This is a genomic window from Frankia sp. CgMI4 (assembly GCF_001756285.1).
Lineage (GTDB): Bacteria > Actinomycetota > Actinomycetes > Frankiales > Frankiaceae > Frankia > Frankia casuarinae.
Genome location: NZ_MAQZ01000125.1, coordinates 131,751 through 149,319, shown reverse-complemented (window position 1 = coordinate 149,319; position 17,569 = coordinate 131,751). Strand labels below are relative to the sequence as shown.

At 72.2% G+C, this 17,569-nt stretch carries 12 protein-coding genes and 1 pseudogene; 10 read left to right on the top strand and 3 right to left on the bottom strand.

Annotation, left to right across the window (positions count from 1 at the left end; genetic code table 11):
- Positions 1 to 59 precede the first annotated feature (59 nt).
- A complete protein-coding gene (locus Manayef4_RS21435) occupies positions 60 to 470 on the top strand; it encodes a DUF3040 domain-containing protein (protein WP_070133205.1) in 411 nt (136 codons plus the stop codon).
- On the opposite strand, the gene Manayef4_RS21430 is transcribed toward Manayef4_RS21435, so the two are convergent.
- From Manayef4_RS21430 to Manayef4_RS21420, 3 genes are read right to left on the bottom strand one after another with little or no spacing between them, the layout of a single operon-like run.
- Positions 418 to 2,985 carry a transglutaminaseTgpA domain-containing protein gene (locus Manayef4_RS21430; protein ID WP_254665783.1) on the bottom strand — a complete coding sequence of 856 codons (2,568 nt, stop codon included), beginning with the start codon at positions 2,983 to 2,985 and terminating at the stop codon, positions 418 to 420. The two genes, Manayef4_RS21435 and Manayef4_RS21430, sit on opposite strands and share 53 nt — an antisense overlap.
- Complete coding sequence (locus Manayef4_RS26505) at positions 2,982 to 4,385, bottom strand: DUF58 domain-containing protein (RefSeq protein WP_070133207.1); 1,404 nt, start codon at positions 4,383 to 4,385, stop codon at positions 2,982 to 2,984. Before Manayef4_RS26505 ends, Manayef4_RS21430 begins: the two co-directional genes overlap by 4 nt.
- Before the next feature lie 38 nt (positions 4,386 to 4,423).
- A complete protein-coding gene (locus Manayef4_RS21420; protein WP_070133115.1) occupies positions 4,424 to 5,452 on the bottom strand; it encodes a MoxR family ATPase in 1,029 nt (342 codons plus the stop codon).
- A 460-nt stretch (positions 5,453 to 5,912) separates the two neighbouring features.
- Between Manayef4_RS21420 and mraZ the strand changes: the two are divergent.
- From mraZ to ftsW, 9 genes and pseudogenes are all read left to right on the top strand, one after another.
- Positions 5,913 to 6,343, top strand: a pseudogene (gene mraZ, locus Manayef4_RS21415) (division/cell wall cluster transcriptional repressor MraZ).
- A 223-nt stretch (positions 6,344 to 6,566) separates the two neighbouring features.
- Complete coding sequence (rsmH, locus tag Manayef4_RS21410) at positions 6,567 to 7,553, top strand: 16S rRNA (cytosine(1402)-N(4))-methyltransferase RsmH (RefSeq protein WP_070133114.1); 987 nt, start codon at positions 6,567 to 6,569, stop codon at positions 7,551 to 7,553.
- Entirely contained in the window at positions 7,550 to 8,320 is a 771-nt protein-coding gene (locus tag Manayef4_RS21405; RefSeq protein WP_023840961.1) for a hypothetical protein, read from the top strand. The genes rsmH and Manayef4_RS21405 overlap by 4 nt, the downstream gene beginning before the upstream one ends.
- Positions 8,317 to 10,329, top strand: coding sequence for a penicillin-binding protein 2 (locus tag Manayef4_RS21400; RefSeq protein ID WP_070133113.1), 2,013 nt, complete (start codon positions 8,317 to 8,319; stop codon positions 10,327 to 10,329). The genes Manayef4_RS21405 and Manayef4_RS21400 overlap by 4 nt, the downstream gene beginning before the upstream one ends.
- Before the next feature lie 73 nt (positions 10,330 to 10,402).
- Complete coding sequence (locus Manayef4_RS21395) at positions 10,403 to 12,037, top strand: UDP-N-acetylmuramoyl-L-alanyl-D-glutamate--2,6-diaminopimelate ligase (RefSeq protein WP_083282627.1); 1,635 nt, start codon at positions 10,403 to 10,405, stop codon at positions 12,035 to 12,037.
- Positions 12,034 to 13,437 (top strand): UDP-N-acetylmuramoyl-tripeptide--D-alanyl-D-alanine ligase, encoded by a 1,404-nt coding sequence (gene murF / locus Manayef4_RS21390; protein WP_070133111.1) that lies wholly within the window; start codon positions 12,034 to 12,036, stop codon positions 13,435 to 13,437. The genes Manayef4_RS21395 and murF overlap by 4 nt, the downstream gene beginning before the upstream one ends.
- 49 nt (positions 13,438 to 13,486) lie before the next feature.
- On the top strand, positions 13,487 to 14,554 hold the full coding sequence (mraY, locus tag Manayef4_RS21385; RefSeq protein WP_070133110.1) for a phospho-N-acetylmuramoyl-pentapeptide-transferase: 1,068 nt from the start codon (positions 13,487 to 13,489) through the stop codon (positions 14,552 to 14,554).
- A gap of 4 nt (positions 14,555 to 14,558) precedes the next feature.
- Positions 14,559 to 15,974, top strand: coding sequence for a UDP-N-acetylmuramoyl-L-alanine--D-glutamate ligase (murD, locus tag Manayef4_RS21380; RefSeq protein ID WP_011435855.1), 1,416 nt, complete (start codon positions 14,559 to 14,561; stop codon positions 15,972 to 15,974).
- A gap of 2 nt (positions 15,975 to 15,976) precedes the next feature.
- A complete protein-coding gene (gene ftsW, locus Manayef4_RS21375) occupies positions 15,977 to 17,569 on the top strand; it encodes a putative lipid II flippase FtsW (RefSeq protein ID WP_011435856.1) in 1,593 nt (530 codons plus the stop codon).

Genomic DNA, 17,569 nt, shown 5'->3' with positions numbered 1-17,569 from the left:
GCCTATCCTTGGTTATCAGGTTCCGTCCGCCGGGCCTACAGGTCGTGGGAGGAGCGTCGATGCCGCTCTCGGAGAACGAGCAGCGCCTGCTGGAGCAGATCGAGCGCGCTCTCGTACAGGACGATCCAAAGTTTGCCAGTACCGTGCGTTCGACGGACCCCCGTACCTATCTGCTGCGCCGGGTGCGCCGCADCGCGGTCGTCTTCGTCCTCGGTCTGGCCGTCCTGGTCGTCGGTGTGGTACTCAACCGGGTACCGCTGACGGTGATCCTCGRCATCCTCGGTTTCCTCATGATGTTGTTCGCCGCGCTGCGCGGTGCGGCAGACCTGCGCCGGATCAGCGGCCGTGACACCGGTCACCGGCGGCCGGGCGGCGTGCAGGGGGGATCGAAGCCGAAGCCGCGGGCTAGGGCTCCGTTCATGGAACGGGTCGAGGAGCGGTGGCGGCGGCGCTGGGAGGACCGTCCCTGACCGCGTCCAGCCAGTCCTGATTGTCCTGATTGTCTTCGTTCTGAACCGTGGTGGGCGTGGCGGGTCCGTCGTCCTTACCGCCTCCCCGTCCCATCCTCGACCGTCCGCGCGCCGAGGCCGGCGCGGCGCGCCGGAGAACCGATGCCGGGGCGATCCGCGCCAACATCCGCCTGGCCCGCGGTGCCAGCGCCAACAGCGTGGTGGTGGCCAGGACGACATCTTCGCTGAGGTCTGCGACGGACGGCGGCGCGGCCATCTCCGGCGGCGCGTAGCGGGCCCGCTCCTCCGCGGAGGCCAGTCGGGCGAGTGCCGCGCGGGCCTGCGGGTAGGTCGTGGGGGGCTCGCTGCCCCCGGACTGCCACGCAGACGGTTCCGGGCCGGATCCCGGAGCCTGTGCGGTGGTCGGCTCGGCGTCCAGGTAGGCGGTCAGCCGGGCCACTCCGGCCCGCGGCGAGTCGTTCGGCCGGATCATGATTCCCAGGTCCGCGGCGACGTCCAGCAGTTCCGCCCAGGCGTCGTGGACCCGTTCCACCGTCGCCCCAGACGGATCTGGGGGATCGTCTTCGGCCGGGCGCAGCCGGACCCGCCTCCGCCGGATCCGGATGATCGCCGGAACGGCTAGCAGGCCCAGGACGGGCAGGGCAGCGCACAGCCAGACCACCCAGGAGGGAATTTCGGTGGAGGTCGATGCGTCGTCACCTGACCGCGCAGCGCCCATCGCGGTCGGATCGTCGCCGGGAGCCGGCGTGGAGGTATCCGGCACGGGCACCGGCTCGGGCACTGCCTGCGGTTCGGCCTGAGCCTGCTCTTCCGGCAGGGCGGCGTCGTTGTCGGGGTCCTCGGGCCCGGCGGGGGCGTAGGACGGCGCCGAGGTGGTTCCGTCGCTGCGGCGGGTCGGCTCGAAGCTGATCCAGCCGATCGACGGGAACCAGACCTCGGRCCAGGCGTGCGCCTGCCGGTTGGTGATGACGTAGCTGCCGTCGCTCTGCCGCTCCCCGGGGACGAAGCCGATCGCGACCCGGGCGGGTAGGCCCAGTATCCGCACCATGACCGTCATGGYCGAGGCGAACTGTTCGCAGTAGCCGCGGTGGGTGTCGAACAGGAACTGGCTGAGCGCGCCCTCCTGCGTGGTGGGGGCGCCCCGGAGGTCGTAGGTGAACTGCGGCCCCCGCAGGTATTCCTGGATCGCGTACACCTTTTCATAGGGGGTGCGCGCACCCGCGGTCACGGCCTTGGTGAGCTGACGCAGCTGGGGATCGAGATTGTCAGGGAGYGCGGTCGCGACGCCGAGCGAGTCCGGGATCGGCCCGGTCGCGGCCTGAAGCTGCGCGCTTGTGGGATTCGGCACCACCGCGTCCACCTGGTAGTGCGCGTTCGCCGTCGAGGTCCGGGTCGAGAAGATCGTGCCTGTCGGGCTCGCCAGCCGCCAGTCGCCGGTCAGCCCCTCGATCCGGATTGGGATGCCCGGAACCGGCAGATACAGCTCGTTGAACCGCCCGGTGACGGCCACCTCCGCACGCACCGACTGGGTAGCGCCGCCCGTCCGTGGTTTCGGTAATCCCTCGCTGACCCGGTCTTCCCGGGTGGCATTCAACGCCCGCAGGGTGAACAGTTGGCCGTCGAAGTTCTCCAGCGCCGTCAGTCGCAGATACTTCGGCTCGTCGGAGCGCAGCCGAAGCAGGGGCACCTCCGTGCTGGCGTGCAGCTGCTGGCTCACCGAGACGATCGGCTGCACGACGCTGGCCGAACTCGGACCGTCCCCGGCACCGGATCCACCCTTGCSCGACACCAGTCCCTCGCCGTCAAGGGACGGCAGGCCAAGCGGCACCACGATCGCGGCGACCAGCGCGGTGACGGCGACCCCGAGCGCGCCCACGGCGATGCGACCGCCGAACATCTCGACGCCAGCCCTCCGCTGGTCGGAGACGGTCCGGCCCCATCGCTCGTACGSCAACCGCCCGTCGAGCAGGAGCAGGGCGATGAAGCTCACCGCGCCGAGCAGGAAGGGCACCACGCCGACCCCCCCGGGCAGAATCGCCGCCGACACCGCATACAGCGCCAGCAGCGGAAGGCCGCCGAGCGTCGGGTGGTCGAACTTCACCACGATCAGATCGACGATCATCACCAGGAGGTAGACGCCGATCACCGTGAGGACCACCAGGCCCGGCCGGGCGGGCACCGGCGCGGCCAGCCGTGAGATGTCGGAGCCGCCGGCGGAGATGAGCGTGTGYAGCGTCTCGACCGTGGTGGCGGTCGGCAGGAAGCCCAGCAACGCCGTCGACCGCGCGGACAGCACGGTGACGGTGCCGATGAGGCCGACCAGACTGAGCAGGATCTCGGCCGCCGCCGGCAGCCGGAGCAGGCGGCTCGCCACCCCCGTCCCGACGGCCACGGTCGTGGCAACGAGCACCGGCCCGAACCACCAGAGGACACCCTCGAACAGACGGGTCAGCGCGCTGGTGGACAGCAGACAGGCGACGGTGGCGATCACTGTGGGCACCGGGCGGGCGTTCACGGCACCGACCGTCCGCCGGTGTGGAGATCGCCGGTGAGTCCCGTCGCCCCGGTGAGTCCCGTCGCCCCGGTGAGTCCCACGGTCCTGGTGAGTCCCGCGGCCCCGGGACGTCCGGAGACTCCGGCGGCACCCGGGGCACCGACGCCGCCCGGGCCCCGGGCCCGGGCGGCGACCCGCGGCCACATCGCCGCGAGGCTGGTGCCCGCCGCCGCGCCGAGGACCGCCCAGCCGGCGCGGGTGAGCACCGCGTGCGTCGTTTCGAGGTCGGCGGCGATCTTCGGGGCCGCCGCGGCGGTGCTCCAGCTGGCCACGTTGACGAGCACCGCGATCGCCGGGGCGCTGCGGGGCCGCAGCCCGGCCAGCGCGGTGGCGGTGGGCGCATCGGTGTGGCCGAGGACGGCGACGAACATGCCGCCGCGATCGACTCGCCCGCGGCCGGCCGCGAGCGCTGGGTACAGGGACTCGGTGGGGGCGGGCGTCAGCGTCGAAAGCTCGTCAAGGAGCCTGCCGACGGTACCCTCCGCGGCGATGGCCGCCAGCCCCTGATCGGTCAGCAGCCGGACCCGGTACCCGCCCCGGACGAGGTGGACGCCGATCGCCCCGACCGCGCTCACCGCCCACTCGAACGACGCTGACGGGCCCCCGTCAGGCCACGCCCGGGCCCGAGTGTCGATCAGGATGGTCGCCCCGCCCGTCCGCGGGTGCTCCTCGCGCCGGACCATCAGCTCGCCGCGGCGGGCGGTCGTCTTCCAGTGCACCTTGCGCAGGTCGTCGCCGGACCGGTACGGACGGGTCGTCGTCTCGTCCTCACCCACGAGCCCGGTCGCGCGGCGCAGCTCGGTGCTGACGCGCGCGGCACCGGTCGGGCGGGCCGGCGGCAGCCGCTCGATCGGGGGGGCCACGACCAGTTCGTCCAGGCTGCGGAAACTGCGCGACAGTTCGCACAGCCCGAACGGGTCACCGAGGCGGATCGCCATCGGTCCGATCTGGTAGCGGCCGCGCATCCCCGCGTGGAGGACATAGGACAGGTCCCGGCTGCCACCGGGCTCGATCCGGTCGAGTACGAACCGGGCCCCGCCGCCCAGCCCGTCCGCGGCAGCGTCCTCCAGCAGGAGCACCGACGACGGCGACCGGCTGACGTTCTCCAGCCTGATCTGGACCGAGACCCGGTCCCCGGCGGTCACCCGGCTCGGTTCGAGCCGGCGGGTGCAGGCGAGCCGGTAGCGGGTCCGGCAGACGAAGGCCGCCGCGAGCACGGGGAGGAGCATGACGAGCAGGCCGATCCGCAGCAGGTCCTGCTCGCCGAGCACGGCCGCGGACGCCGCGCAGGCGATGCCGGCGGCGACGAACGACCGGCCGCGGATCGTCAGGCCACGCAGCGCCGCGACAAAGTCACGCACCCGGAGGTTCCGCACCCGGAGGTTCCGCACACGGAGCTCTAACGGCCGTGCCGGGTCGGGCGTGCCGTACCGGGGCGAAGGATCGGAATCCGGCGCAGGACGTCGGTCAGGATGCGGGCGGCGACCTCGATCGTCGGCTCCCCGGAGAGCATGATCTCGGGGTGCAGCAGTAGGCGGTGCGCCATGACCGGGACAGCCATCTCCTGAACGTCGTCGGGGAGGACGAAACCGCGCTGGTCCAGGGCCGCGCGGGCCCGGGCAGCACGGATGAGATGCAGCGCCGCCCGGGGGGACGCGCCGAGCGCGATCTCGGGATGCGTGCGGGTCCCGCCGACCAGGTCGACGATGTAGTGGCGCACCTCGGGCGAGACGTGCACCGTGCGGACGAGTGCGATCAGCTTGGCGATCTCGGCGGCGTCGGTGACCGGGGTGATGYCGRCCAGCGGGTTGGCGTTGCCGTGGCTGTCGAGCATCTCCAGCTCGGCCGCGGGGGAGGGGTAGCCCATCGAGATCCGGGCGGTGAAACGGTCGCGCTGGGCCTCCGGCAACGCCCGGGTGCCCTCCATCTCCACCGGGTTCTGGGTCGCGATCACCATGAAGGGTGACTCGAGCCGGTAGGTGACGCCGTCGACCGTGACCYGGTGTTCTTCCATGCATTCGAGGAGCGCCGACTGCGCCTTCGRCTCGGCGCGGTTGATCTCGTCGCCGACGACGATGTTGGCGAACACCGGGCCGGGACGGAACTCGAAGTCACGGGTGCCCTGGTTGTAGATGCTGACTCCRGTGACGTCGCCGGGGAGCAGGTCCGGAGTGAACTGGATGCGGCGCACCCGGGCATCGATGGACCGTGCGAGGGCCTTGGCGAGCATGGTCTTGCCGACCCCGGGGACGTCCTCGATCAGCAGATGACCCTCGGACAGCAGCACGACCAGGGCCGTCGTGATCRCCTCGGACTTGCCGTCGATGACCGTCTCGACGCTGGTCCGCACTCGATTGGTGACGTCGGCGAGATGGCCGATGTCGGTCACCGGGTCACGCCAGTGCAGAAGACCAGGGTCGGTCACCACGAGGTTGGCCCCCCTCCGGGTGTCGAGTGTCGGGATGCGTCGCGCGTCGGGATGCGCGGACCCGGCCCCGGTGGGACCTGTCCCCCCCCGAGTGTGACATCCACCGCGGGCGCGCAGGCCGTGGTGGTCGAGGAAACATGCCTCGAAGCGGAACCCGACAGGAGATTGAGGGGTAGGTGTCCGTAGCTGACCGGCCTCGCCGGGACGGCGAGTGAGACCAAATGTTCCTTCGCCCACCAGAGTCATTTGTACTGATTTTTTGCGATTTATACCACCTTCTTCTTAGGTATCGCGGGCGACCCCCGATAGAGGGGGTTCGGTGGGGTGGTGCGGGGTGTTGAGGGGGTGTCGGGTGGGGGGGAGTGGGGTAGAGTGGCGCGCAGTGGGGGACAGCAGCTTACGGGTGGCCGTCGCGGGGTGACCTGTCGCTGTCTTCCTCGCAGTGGCGAGGAGGTTGCCGGTGTTTCTCGGCAGCCACGCGCCGCGGCTCGACGACAAAGGGCGACTGACGCTGCCCGCGAAATTCCGCGRCGAGTTGGAGGGGGGCTTGTGATCACCAAGGGGCAGGAACGCTGCCTGTACGTCTTTCCGATGGCGGAGTTCACTCGGATCAGCGAGTCCCTCCGTACCGTTCCGGTTACCGCAAAGGCGTTGCGTGACTACAGTCGGGTGTTCTTCTCCTCGGCCGCGGACGACGTGCCGGACCGGCAGGGGCGGATCACGGTTCCGGCTCCGCTGCGGTCCTACGCGGGCTTGATGCGCGACTGCGTGGTCAATGGGGCCAACACCCGGATTGAGATCTGGGATGCCCAGCGGTGGCAGGCCTACCTGGAAAGCCAGGAGGAGAGCTTCGCCGAGCTGTCCGAGGAGGTCCTGCCCGGAGTGATCTGAGCTGCCTTGGGTTCATGGATCCGGGTGCTCCGCGGGCTCGCCACGCGCACCGTCCCCTCCGGCTGTCCCTYCCCCGGCGGCCGGCATCCGGGACGTACGCGAGGGCGGTCGGCCCCGGTCACCCGACCCGGGCCCGCCGCCCGGTGGCTTCCGCCGACGAAGCCCCCATGCCCGTCAGCACATCTGAAGACGAGGTCCACGAGCGGTCGAGGGAGGCTCAGCACTGAACGCCACACATACGCCTGTGCTGACCGACCGTGTACTGACTTTGTTGGCTCCCGCCCTGCGGGCATCCGGAGCGATCGTGGTGGACGCGACGGTGGGTCTCGRTGGGCATGCCGCGGCTGTGCTCACGGCCTTCCCGCACGTACGGCTGGTGGGGCTCGACCGCGACCCCGACGCCCTGGAGCGCAGCGGTGAGCGGCTGCACGGGCTCGCCCCCGGCCGGGTGGAGCTCGTCCACGCCGTCTACGACGAGGTGGCCGAGATCCTGGACCGGCTCGGTCATCCGGTGGTGCAGGGCATCCTGTTCGACCTCGGCGTGTCGTCGTTGCAGCTGGACACGGACGACCGTGGGTTCGCCTACTCCCGGGACGCGCCGCTGGACATGCGGATGGACCAGACACGGGGCAGGACGGCCGCCGACGTCCTCAACACCTACGATGCCGACGCGCTGACCCGCATCCTGCGGGAATACGGCGAGGAGCGCTTCGCCCGCCGCATCGCCGGTGCGATCGTCCAGGCCAGGGCCGTCACCCCGTTCGCCACCTCGGCGCGGCTCGCCGACCTGGTACGCGACGCCATCCCGGCGCCGGCCCGGCGGACCGGCGGCAATCCGGCAAAACGCACTTTCCAGGCGTTACGTATCGAGGTCAACGCCGAACTCGACGTGCTCGCCCGGGCGTTGCCCGCGGCCTTCGACGCGCTGGCCGTGTCCGGCCGGCTCGTCGTCCTGTCGTACCACTCGCTTGAGGACCGGCTGGTCAAGCGGCAACTGCGCGGCTACGCGGAGGCCTCGGTCCCGCCGGACCTGCCGGTGGTGCCCGAGGGCGCGGGCCCCAGGTTGCGCTGGTTGACCCGAGGTGCGGAACCGGCGAGCGAGACCGAGAAGGCCGAGAACCCGCGGGCGGCCTCCGTCCGCCTGCGTGCCGTCGAACGTACCGCGCCGAACCCGGACCACACCCGGAAACCGACCGGAGGTGCATCGTGACCGCTCCCGCGCAGCCGCTCGCCCGCGCCGGGCGTTCCGGTTCCGCCTCCGCCCGGACCGGCTCCGCCCGGACCGGCTCCGGGCAAGGGGGCCCTGGGCGGATGACAAGCGCCCCGACCCCCTCGACGGGGCGGCCCGCGGCCCGCTCGGCCGCCGCGACCGCTCCGGCCATCGGCCCGCAGCCGCGCCGGGCGTCGAGCCGGGCGCGGCTCGCGGTGGTCCGGCCTGCGCCGGACGGGGGCCGCAAGGGTCCCTTCGTCGTGTTGCTGCTGGTCCTGCTGGGCGCTGGTCTGCTCTGCCTGCTGCTGCTGAACCTGGCGTTGATGGAGAACTCGTTCCAGGCCAACACTCTGCGCAATCGGGCGTCCGCCCTGGCCGACGAGGAACAGGCGCTGTCGGTGCATGCCGACCAGCTCTCCGATCCGGCGTCGCTGGCCGCGCAGGCCTCCCGCTACGGCATGATCCCCGGCGGGATACCGGAATACCTTCCGCCGGGCGCTCCGCTGCCCGTTGGTTCCCGGACCCTGGCCCGGGAACCGGGCAGCGGATCCGTCATCATCGTCGTGCCCGCATCGCCCGGCCCGAGCCCGGCCGGCGGTCCCGGGAAGACCGGCGGTCCCGGGAAGAACGGTCAGCCAGCGGCCGGCGCGACGGCGGGTGGTGCCGGCGGAACCGCTCACGCCCACCTTCCCGCCACCGGGGCGAACGCTGCCGCGGCCGGTGGTGCCGCGATCGGGGCGGCGGGAAAGGCCGGAGCCGGGCAGTGAGCTCGACGCCCCCGGGCTCCCCTCAGCGCGGCCGCGGACGGCTACGCCTTGTTCCTCCACCGCCACCTTCAGTGTATGGCGGTCGGTTGCGGAGGGATGTCGACGACCCGGGTCGGGCGGTCGGCGACGGGCCCGGTGCGGACGAGTACGGCGACGAGGAGCACGACGGCCGGTATCCGGGCGGCCGGTATGTGGGCCGGCCAGGCTCGGTGCCCTGGCGTCCCGGTCGGGTCAGCCGGCCGCGGCACCCCCCGGCTCGTCGCGCCTACCGGCTGGGCAGCCCGCGTCGGCGGCTGCGGGTGTCCATCGTGCTCATGTGCGCGGTCCTCAGTGTCCTCGGGCTGCGCCTGACCCAGCTGCAGGGTTTCTCCGCCTCCACCTACGCGGCCCAGGCCGAGGCCCAGCGGCTGCGGACCATCGTGCTGCCCGCGGCGCGTGGCGCCATCACCGACCGGGCGGGCCACACGCTCGCGCAGTATGTCGAGCTGCGGGCCGTCTACGCGAACCCGACGAACGTCAGGGACATCGCGGGGACGGCCGCGAAGCTCGCGCCGGTCCTCRACGACAGCACCGAGGCGTTGCGCAGACGGCTTACCACCGACCCGGCCGAGCACATCAAGTTCGTCTACCTCGCCCGCGGGCTCACTCCGGACGTGGCGGAGAAGGTCAGCGCCCTGGGGCTGCGCGGTATCGGCATCACCGAGGAACGCGGACGCACCTACCCGTCCCGGGAACTGGCCGCGAACGTCATCGGGTTCATGCGGCACGGCGATGGTGACATCCTCGAGGGCGGCGGCGGGCTGGAGCTGGCGTATGACGAGGTGCTGCGCGGTACCGACGGCCTTCGCCGACTGGAGGCGAACCCGGCGGGCATCGAGATCCCCTCGGGCCAGAGCCGCGAGAAGGACCCGATCCCGGGTTCTTCGCTGCGCCTGACCCTCGAGCGGGACATCCAGTGGAACGCCCAGAACGCGATCGCCGACGCGGTCCGTACCTCCGAGGCCGACGGCGGCACGGCCGTCGTGATGGACCCCCGCACCGGGGACATCCTCGCGATGGCCGACGCGCCGCAGTTCGACCCGAACAACATCACCGCCCGGGACACCCCGGCGCTGGGCAATCGGTCCACGCGGGACGCCTACGAGCCCGGCAGCGTCAACAAAGTGATCACGATGGCCGCGGCGCTGGACCGCGGTCTGATCACCTCCGAGACCCCGATGACCATCCCGCCGTTCATCACCCGGGGTGGGGTACGCATCGAGGACTCCGAGCCGCACGGCGTCGAACATCTCACCGCCGCCGGCGTCCTGGCCCGCTCCAGCAACATCGGCACCGTGGAGATCTCCGAGCGGGTCGGGCGGATCGGGCTGGAGCAGGCGCTGYGCTCGTTCGGGCTCGGTGCCCGCACGGGTCTGAACTTCCCCGGCGAGGGCGCCGGCCTGCTGCCGGCAGCCCGGGACTGGTCGGGCAGCCAGGCCGCCACCATTTCCTACGGGCAGGGCATGTCGGCGACGGCGCTCCAGATGGCCTCGGTGTACGCGACTATCGCGAACGGCGGTGTTCGCGTGACCCCGCGGCTTGTCGACGCCATCACCGGTCCGGACGGCGTCGTCAAGGTGACTCCCCAACCGCCTGGTCAGCGCGTCGTCAGCGCGCAGACCGCGGCCACGCTCACCCGGATGCTCGAGGCGGTGGCGACGAACGAGGGCACGGCGCCGCTTGCCGAGGTTCCCGGTTACCGGGTGGCCGGCAAGACGGGCACCGCCAAACGGCCCGACCCGGTGCACGGCGGTTACCAGGGCTACGTTCCCTCGTTCATCGGGTTCGCCCCGGCGGATGATCCGCGGGTGGTGGTGGAGATCGTCCTGGACAACCCGAAGAAGGGTTACTTCGGCGGTCAGGTCGCCGCGCCCGTGTTCCAACGTGTCATGTCCTTCGCGTTGACCACCCTCGGCGTGCCACAGCCGATCACCAGGCCCGCACCGCTCCTGCTCGACCTGGACAGATGATCGCGATCCGCGCCGGGACGTGGTGGGCGGGGAAGGTCGGCTGGACCACCGCCGTGCCCGGGCGCCCGTGGGGATGGCCGTGCCCGCCCCCACTAAGGTCGTGACCGTGACCTCTCCGGCACCTCGACCGGCTGCCCCGCCCGCGTGCAGCCTCGCCGATCTGCGCGCGGTGCTCGCGGCCGTGGCGCCCGTCCCGGAGCCGGCGGCGTTCGCGGGTGCGGGACATTCGCCGTCGGACACACATGCGGACACACATGCGGACACGGACACGGACGTGATCGTGCATGGCGTCACCCACGACTCGCATGCGGTCCGGCCGGGCGACCTCCACGCGGYACTGCCCGGTGCCCACACGCACGGTGCGGCCTTCGCGGCCGCCGCGGTGGCCGGCGGCGCCGTCGCCGTGCTCACCGACGCCGAGGGCGCCCGCCGGATCGCGGCCATGCCGCCCGGCCCCCCCGGGGAAGTCCCGGTGCTTGTCAGCGACGATCCACGGCGCGACCTCGCCCCGGTGGCGGCGAGGATCTACGGTGATCCCTCTGCGGCGCTGCGCCTGCTCGGCGTCACCGGCACCAACGGGAAGACGACCACGGCCTTCCTGCTCGACGCCGGGCTGCGCGCCGCCGGCCACACCACGGGCCTGATCGGCACGATCGAGACCCGGATCGCCGACGAACGGCTGGCCTCCGCCCGCACCACCCCGGAGGCGAGCGACCTGCAGGCCCTGCTCGCCACGATGGTCGAGCGTGGCGTGGGGGCCGCCACGATGGAGGTGTCCAGCCACGCGCTGGCCCTGCACCGGGCCGACGCCCTGCACTTCGCCGGGGCCGTGTTCACCAACCTCAGCCAGGACCATCTGGACTTCCACTCCTCCATGGAGGACTACTTCGCGGCGAAGGCGTCCCTGTTCGACCCGGCCCGGACCGCCGTCGCGGTGATCGGCGTGGCGGACCGGTGGGGCCGCCGGCTCGCCGAACGGCATCCCGGCGCGATCACGTTCGCCGTCGAGGGGCCGGCCGACTGGACGGCCCGGGACGTCTCCTACGGGCCGACCGGCACACTGCTGCGCGCCGAGGGTCCGGACGGGCTGCGGGTGGATCTGTCCGTGCCGCTGCCCGGCGCCTTTAACGTCGCCAACACGCTCGGCGCGCTGGCGCTGCTCGTCGCCATCGGGGTCCCCCCGGCCACGGCGGCGGCGGGGATCGGCTCCCTGCCCGGGGTGCCCGGCCGGATGGAGCGGGTCGACGCCGGCCAGCCGTTCCTGGCCCTGGTCGACTTCGCGCACACCCCGGACGCGGTCACGACGCTGCTCGAGACGGTTCGCCCGCTGGTGAAGGGCAGGGTCATCGTCGTGCTCGGCTGCGGTGGCGACCGCGACCGCGGCAAGCGCCCGCTGATGGGGGCCGCCGCGGCGACACTCGCCGACGTCGCGATCCTCACGAACGACAATCCGCGCTCGGAGGATCCGGCGGAGATCCTCGCCCAGATGCTCGCCGGGGTCACGGCGCTGTCGGCCTCGGCCACGGTCTTGGTCGAACCGGACCGCGCCGCGGCCATCGCGGCCGCCGTGGCCGAGGCCGGACCTCAGGACGCCGTCGTTGTCGCCGGCAAGGGTCATGAGTCGGGCCAGGAACAGGCGGGGGTGGTGACCCCCTTCGACGATCGGGTCGCCCTGCGCGCCGCGCTCTCCTCGGTGGAGAGGAGATGATCCCGCTGACCCTGGCCGAGGTCGCGTCGGCGACCGGCGGCCGGCTCGACGCGGTGCCCGACCCGGGCGTCACGGTGCGTTCGGTCGTCGTCGACTCCCGCGAGGTCCGCGACGGCGCCTTGTTCGTCGCCCTGGCTGGCAGCCGGGTCGACGGGCACGACTTCGCCGCCGCCGCCGTCGCCGCCGGCGCGTCCGCCGTGCTCGCCGCCCGGTCGGTGGGCGAGCCGGCCGTCATCGTTCCCGATCCGCCTTCGGCGCTCGCCGCGCTCGCCGCGTACGTCCGTGATCTGGCCGCCGCCACCGTGGTCGCCGTGACCGGGTCGGCGGGCAAGACGACGACCAAGGACCTGCTCGCCGACGTGCTGGGCGGGCTCGCCCCGACGGTGGCCGCGCCCGGCTCCTTCAACAACGAGATCGGACTGCCGCTGACGCTGCTGCGCACCGAGCCGGACACGGCGTTCGTCGTCCTGGAGATGGGTGCCCGCGGTCCGGGGCACATCGCCACCCTCTGCGCGGTAGCCCGCCCGGCTGTGGGGGTGGTCCTCAACGTCGGCAGTGCCCACCTGGGCGAGTACGCCGACGGCCGGCTGGGGATCGCCGCGGCCAAGGGCGAGCTTGCCGAGGCCGCGAGCGAGGCCGTCGTGCTCAACGCCGATGACCCGCTGGTCGCGGCGATGGCGGTTCGGACGACGGCCGAAGTGATCACTTTCGGGGAGGGTGGACGGGCCGACGTGCGGGCCGGTGCCGTCGATGTCGACCGGCTGGKCCGCGCCTCGTTCGACCTGCTGGCGCACGGCGAGCACCATCGGGTGACCCTCGGGCTCGTCGGCGCGCACCAGGTGCCGAACGCGTTGGCCGCGGCGGCCGTCGCGATCCGGCTGGGGCTGTCCCCGGACCGGGTCGCCGCGGCGCTGTCCGCCGCCCGCCCGCGCAGCCGGTGGCGGATGGAGGTGACCTCCACCGCGGCCGGGGTGGTGGTCGTCAACGACGCCTACAACGCGAACCCGGAGTCGATGCGGGCGGCGCTGAAGGCGTTGGTGGACATGCGGGGGAAGGGCCGGGCGTTCGCGGTGCTCGGTCCGATGGGGGAACTCGGTGACGCCGCCGCCGCCGAGCACGACGTGCTCGGCCGGTTCGCGGTCCGCCTCGGGGTCGATCGACTGATCGCGGTGGGTCCGGCGGCCCGCCATATCCACCTGGGCGCCTCGCTGGAAGGCTCCTGGGACGGGGAGTCGGTGGAGGTGACCGACGCCGAGGAGGYGGTGGCCCTGGTGGCCGCGCAGGCCGGACCGGACGACGTGGTACTGGTCAAGGCCAGCCGGTCCTTCGGTCTGGAGCGCGTCGCCGAGGCGTTGGTGACCAGATTCGGCGTCCTCGGCGCCGGGATCGAGGGGACATGACGGCGGACGGCTGGCTTCACACACGCGGACCCGCGCGGGTGACGCACGCGTGAGAGGCGTTCTTATCGCGGCCATGGTCGCGTTGGTCGTGTCGTTGCTGGGCACACCCTGGGTGATCCGGCTCTTCCGCCGGCAGGGATATGGCCAGGAGATCCGCGAGGACGGGCCGTCCAGCCACCTGACCAAGCGGGGCACCCCCACGATGGGGGGCACTGTCATCATTGTCGCTGCCCTGGCCGGGTACTTCCTGGCCCACCTGGTGACCGGCATCGGGTTCACCGCGTCGGGTCTGCTTGTGCTGATGGTGATGACCGGGCTTGGCCTGGTCGGCTTTCTGGACGACTACATCAAGATCCGCAAGCAGCGCAGCCTCGGGCTCACCGCCCGGATGAAGTTCACCGGGCAGGCCGCGGTCGCGATCGTCTTCGGCCTGCTGGCCGTCCGGTTCAAGAACGACGCCGGGCTGCTCCCCGRCTCGACGTACATCTCGATCGTGCGGGACACGAGCCTCTCCGTCGGCATCATCGCCTTTCCCTTGCTGGCCTGGATCATCATCGCCGCGACCTCTAACGCGGTGAACCTCACCGACGGCCTCGACGGCCTCGCGGCCGGCACCTCGGCAATGGTGTTCGGCGCGTACGTCATCATCTCCTTCTGGCAGTTCGGCAACCTGTGCGAGCCGCACGCGGCCGAGGCGGGCTGTTACCTCGTGCGTGATCCCCTCGACGTCGCGCTGGTCGCGGCGGCGGCGATGGGGGCCTGTTTCGGGTTCCTGTGGTGGAACGCCAGCCCGGCGAAGATCTTCATGGGGGACACCGGGTCGCTCGCGCTGGGYGGTGCCTTCGCCAGTATCGCGATCGTCAGCCGGACCGAGCTGCTTCTCGTCGTCCTCGGCGGCCTGTTCGTCATCGAGACCCTGTCCGTGATGATCCAGGTCGCGTTCTTCAAGGCGACGAAGAAACGCGTGTTCAACATGGCGCCGATCCATCACCATTTCGAGCTCGCCGAATGGCCCGAGACGACGGTGATCATCAGATTCTGGATCGTCTCGGGACTCGCGGTGGCCTTCGGCCTGGGCCTGTTCTACGCGGAGTTCCTCTCCCACGGAGGTGGCTGACGCCATGACGGGCGACGGTCAGGGCCCGGGCGACGGTCAGGGCCCAGGCAACCTCACGACCTCGATCTCCTGGGCGGGCCTGCCCGTGCTGGTCGTCGGGATCGGGGTCTCCGGGCTCGCCGCGGCCCGGGCGCTGCTTGCCCGCGGTGCGCGGGTCCGGGTCGTCGACGCCGGCGACTCCCCACGTCACCAGGGTGCGGCCGCGACGCTGCGGGCGCTCGGGGCCGAGGTGAACCTCGGCGGCCTGCCGGCCGGCCCCGGGGACAGCGCCCTCGTCGTCACCTCGCCCGGCGTCCCGCCGACGGCCCCGCTGATCACCGGGGCGGCCGGCGCCGGGATCCCGGTCTGGGGGGAGGTGGAGCTCGCCTGGCGGTGGCGGGGTGGGAGCCGGTGGCTCGCCGTCACGGGAACGAACGGCAAGACGACGACCACCGAGATGCTCGGCGCGATGCTCGCCGCCGGTGGCCGGCGATCCACCACCGCCGGGAACATCGGGACCCCGATCGTGGACGCGGTTGCCGCCGAGCCGCCCTACGAGACCCTCGCGGTGGAACTGTCCAGCTTCCAGCTCCATTACACCCACACCATGGCCCCCCTCGCCGCGGCCGTGCTCAACGTCGCCCCCGACCATCTCGACTGGCACGGGGGCGCGGCGGCCTATGCGGCAGCGAAGGCGGGGATCTGGCGTCGTCCCGGGACGACCGCGATCGGCAACGCCGACGACGCAACCAGCGCGGACCTGCTCGCCGCCGCTCCGGGGCGGCGGGTCCTGTTCGGTCTCGACCCGGCGGCCCGGCCGCGGCCCGGCCTGACCGTCGTCGACGGCCACCTCGTCGACGACGCCTTCGGTGGCGGGCGGCTGGTCGCCGTCCGTGACCTCGTGCTGACAAGTCCGCACATGATCTCCAATGCGCTGGCCGCCGCCGCGCTTGCCCGCGCCGAGGGCGTTGGCCCGGCCGCGATCGGCGCGGCGCTCGTCGCTTTCCGGCCCGGCGCCCACCGCAACGCCGAGGTGGCCGTCATCGACGGGGTCCGCTGGGTGGATGACAGCAAGGCGACGAACCCACACGCCGCCGCCGCGTCGCTGGCCGGCTACCCCTCGGTGGTGTGGATCGCGGGCGGCCTCAACAAGGGCCTCGCCTTCGACGATCTCGTCCGCGACGCGCGCCGGGTGCTGCGCGCCGCGGTCCTCATCGGGCGCTGCGCCGATGAGATCGCCGCCGCTCTCGCCCGACACGCCCCCGATGTCCCCGTGGAACGGGCTGACGGCATGGACGATGCGGTGAAGGCTGCGGCGGCGTTCGCGACCACCGGTGACACTGTGCTCTTGGCGCCGGCCGCGGCCTCGATGGACATGTTCCGGGACTACGCGGCGCGCGGAGATCTGTTCGCGGCGGCGGTCCGCGCACGAGAGGGGTAACCGTGGCGGGGTCGGGAGCGTCGTCGCCGCCGTCCACCGGGACGTCGGCGCGGCCCGCGCGGGCGGCGCGAGGGCCCAAAGCCGTGCGAACCGGCTCCGCGGCCGAGCCCGACTCCGCCGGCGGGGGAACCGGCGCGGCGGACGGGGCCGAAGCACGGCTGCCGCTGCTCGACCGGCCGTTGGCGTCCTACTACCTGCTGCTGTCCTCGGCCGCTCTGCTGCTGGTGCTCGGACTGGTCATGGTCCTGTCGGCGTCGAGCGTGCGCTCCTACGCCGACTTCGGCTCCTCCTACACGCTGTTCATCCGGCAGGTGATCTGGGTCGCGATCGGTCTGCCGGTGGTCGCCGTCGCCTCCCGGCTGCCTGTGCGGGTCTTCCGCGCCTTTGCCTACCCGTTGTTGCTCGGGACCGTGCTGATGCTGATGGCGGTGCTCATCCCGGGTATCGGCAGCGTGCGTGGTGGCGCCCGCCAGTGGATCGTCGTCGGGCCGATCACGATCCAGCCCAGCGAGTTGGCGAAGATCGCCCTTGCGCTGTGGTGTTCGGATCTGCTTGTCCGCAAACGGCGGCTGCTGTCCGACCCCAAACACCTGCTCGTTCCGCTGGTCCCGGTGTTCCTGTTCATCGACCTGCTGCTGCTGCTGGAACCGGATCTCGGCGGGGCGATCTGCGTGACCGTCGTGCCGTTGACCGTGCTGTGGGTGATCGGTACCCCGATGCGCCTCTACACCGGGATCCTGGGATCGATGGTCGCGGCGGCGTCGGTCCTCGCCGTGGTCGAGCCCTACCGCGTCCGGCGCCTGCTGTCGTTCACCGATCCGTTCGCCGACGCGCACGGCGACGGCTTCCAGGCCGTGCAGGGCATCTATGCCCTGTCGACCGGCGGCTGGTGGGGGGAGGGCCTTGGYGCATCCCGGGAGAAGTGGCCGCAGTTACTGCCCGCGGTGCACACCGACTTCATCCTCGCGATCATCGGCGAGGAACTCGGGCTGGTCGGCAGCCTGGTGGTGGTGGGCCTGTTCGGCGTGCTGGGATACGCGGGCCTGCGGATTGCGCACCGTTGTGACGAGCTGTTCGTCCGGCTCGCCGCAGCGGGGGTCACCGCCTGGATCCTCGTCCAGGCGGTGGTCAACATAGGTGCCGTCGTGGGTCTGTTGCCGATTACCGGCGTCACCCTTCCGCTGGTGTCGTTCGGTGGCTCCGCGTTGCTGCCGACCCTCGCGGCCCTCGGCATGCTGCTCTCCTTCGCCCGGTCCGAGCCGGCCGCGGCCGAATTCTTGTCCCGACGGGCCGAGGAACGCCACGCCGCGCGTCTCGCCGCGTCCGGCCGGCGCCGCCAGCGCTGGCGCCGCGGCCGGGAGCGGCGCGCCGATGCCACCGGGGTGATACCGCGGGAGGAGAGGCGGCCGCCCGGCCGCCGGGGCCACCGACCGGACCTCGGCCTCGTACCGGTCGACGACGCGCGGTCGGGTCCGGTGGGTCCGGTGCCGGAGTCCGGGTCGGGGCGTTCGTCGGGGCGCATATCATCCCGTGTGCGGGCCCGGGTAACCGGGGCCGGGCTGCCCGGGAGACGGCGTGATGTGTCATCGTCTTGA

Coding starts and splice junctions, on each gene's coding strand:
- murD (WP_011435855.1), top strand. CDS start 14,559: ATGACGGGCGACGGTCAGGGCCCGGGCGACGGTCAGGGCCCAGGCAAC.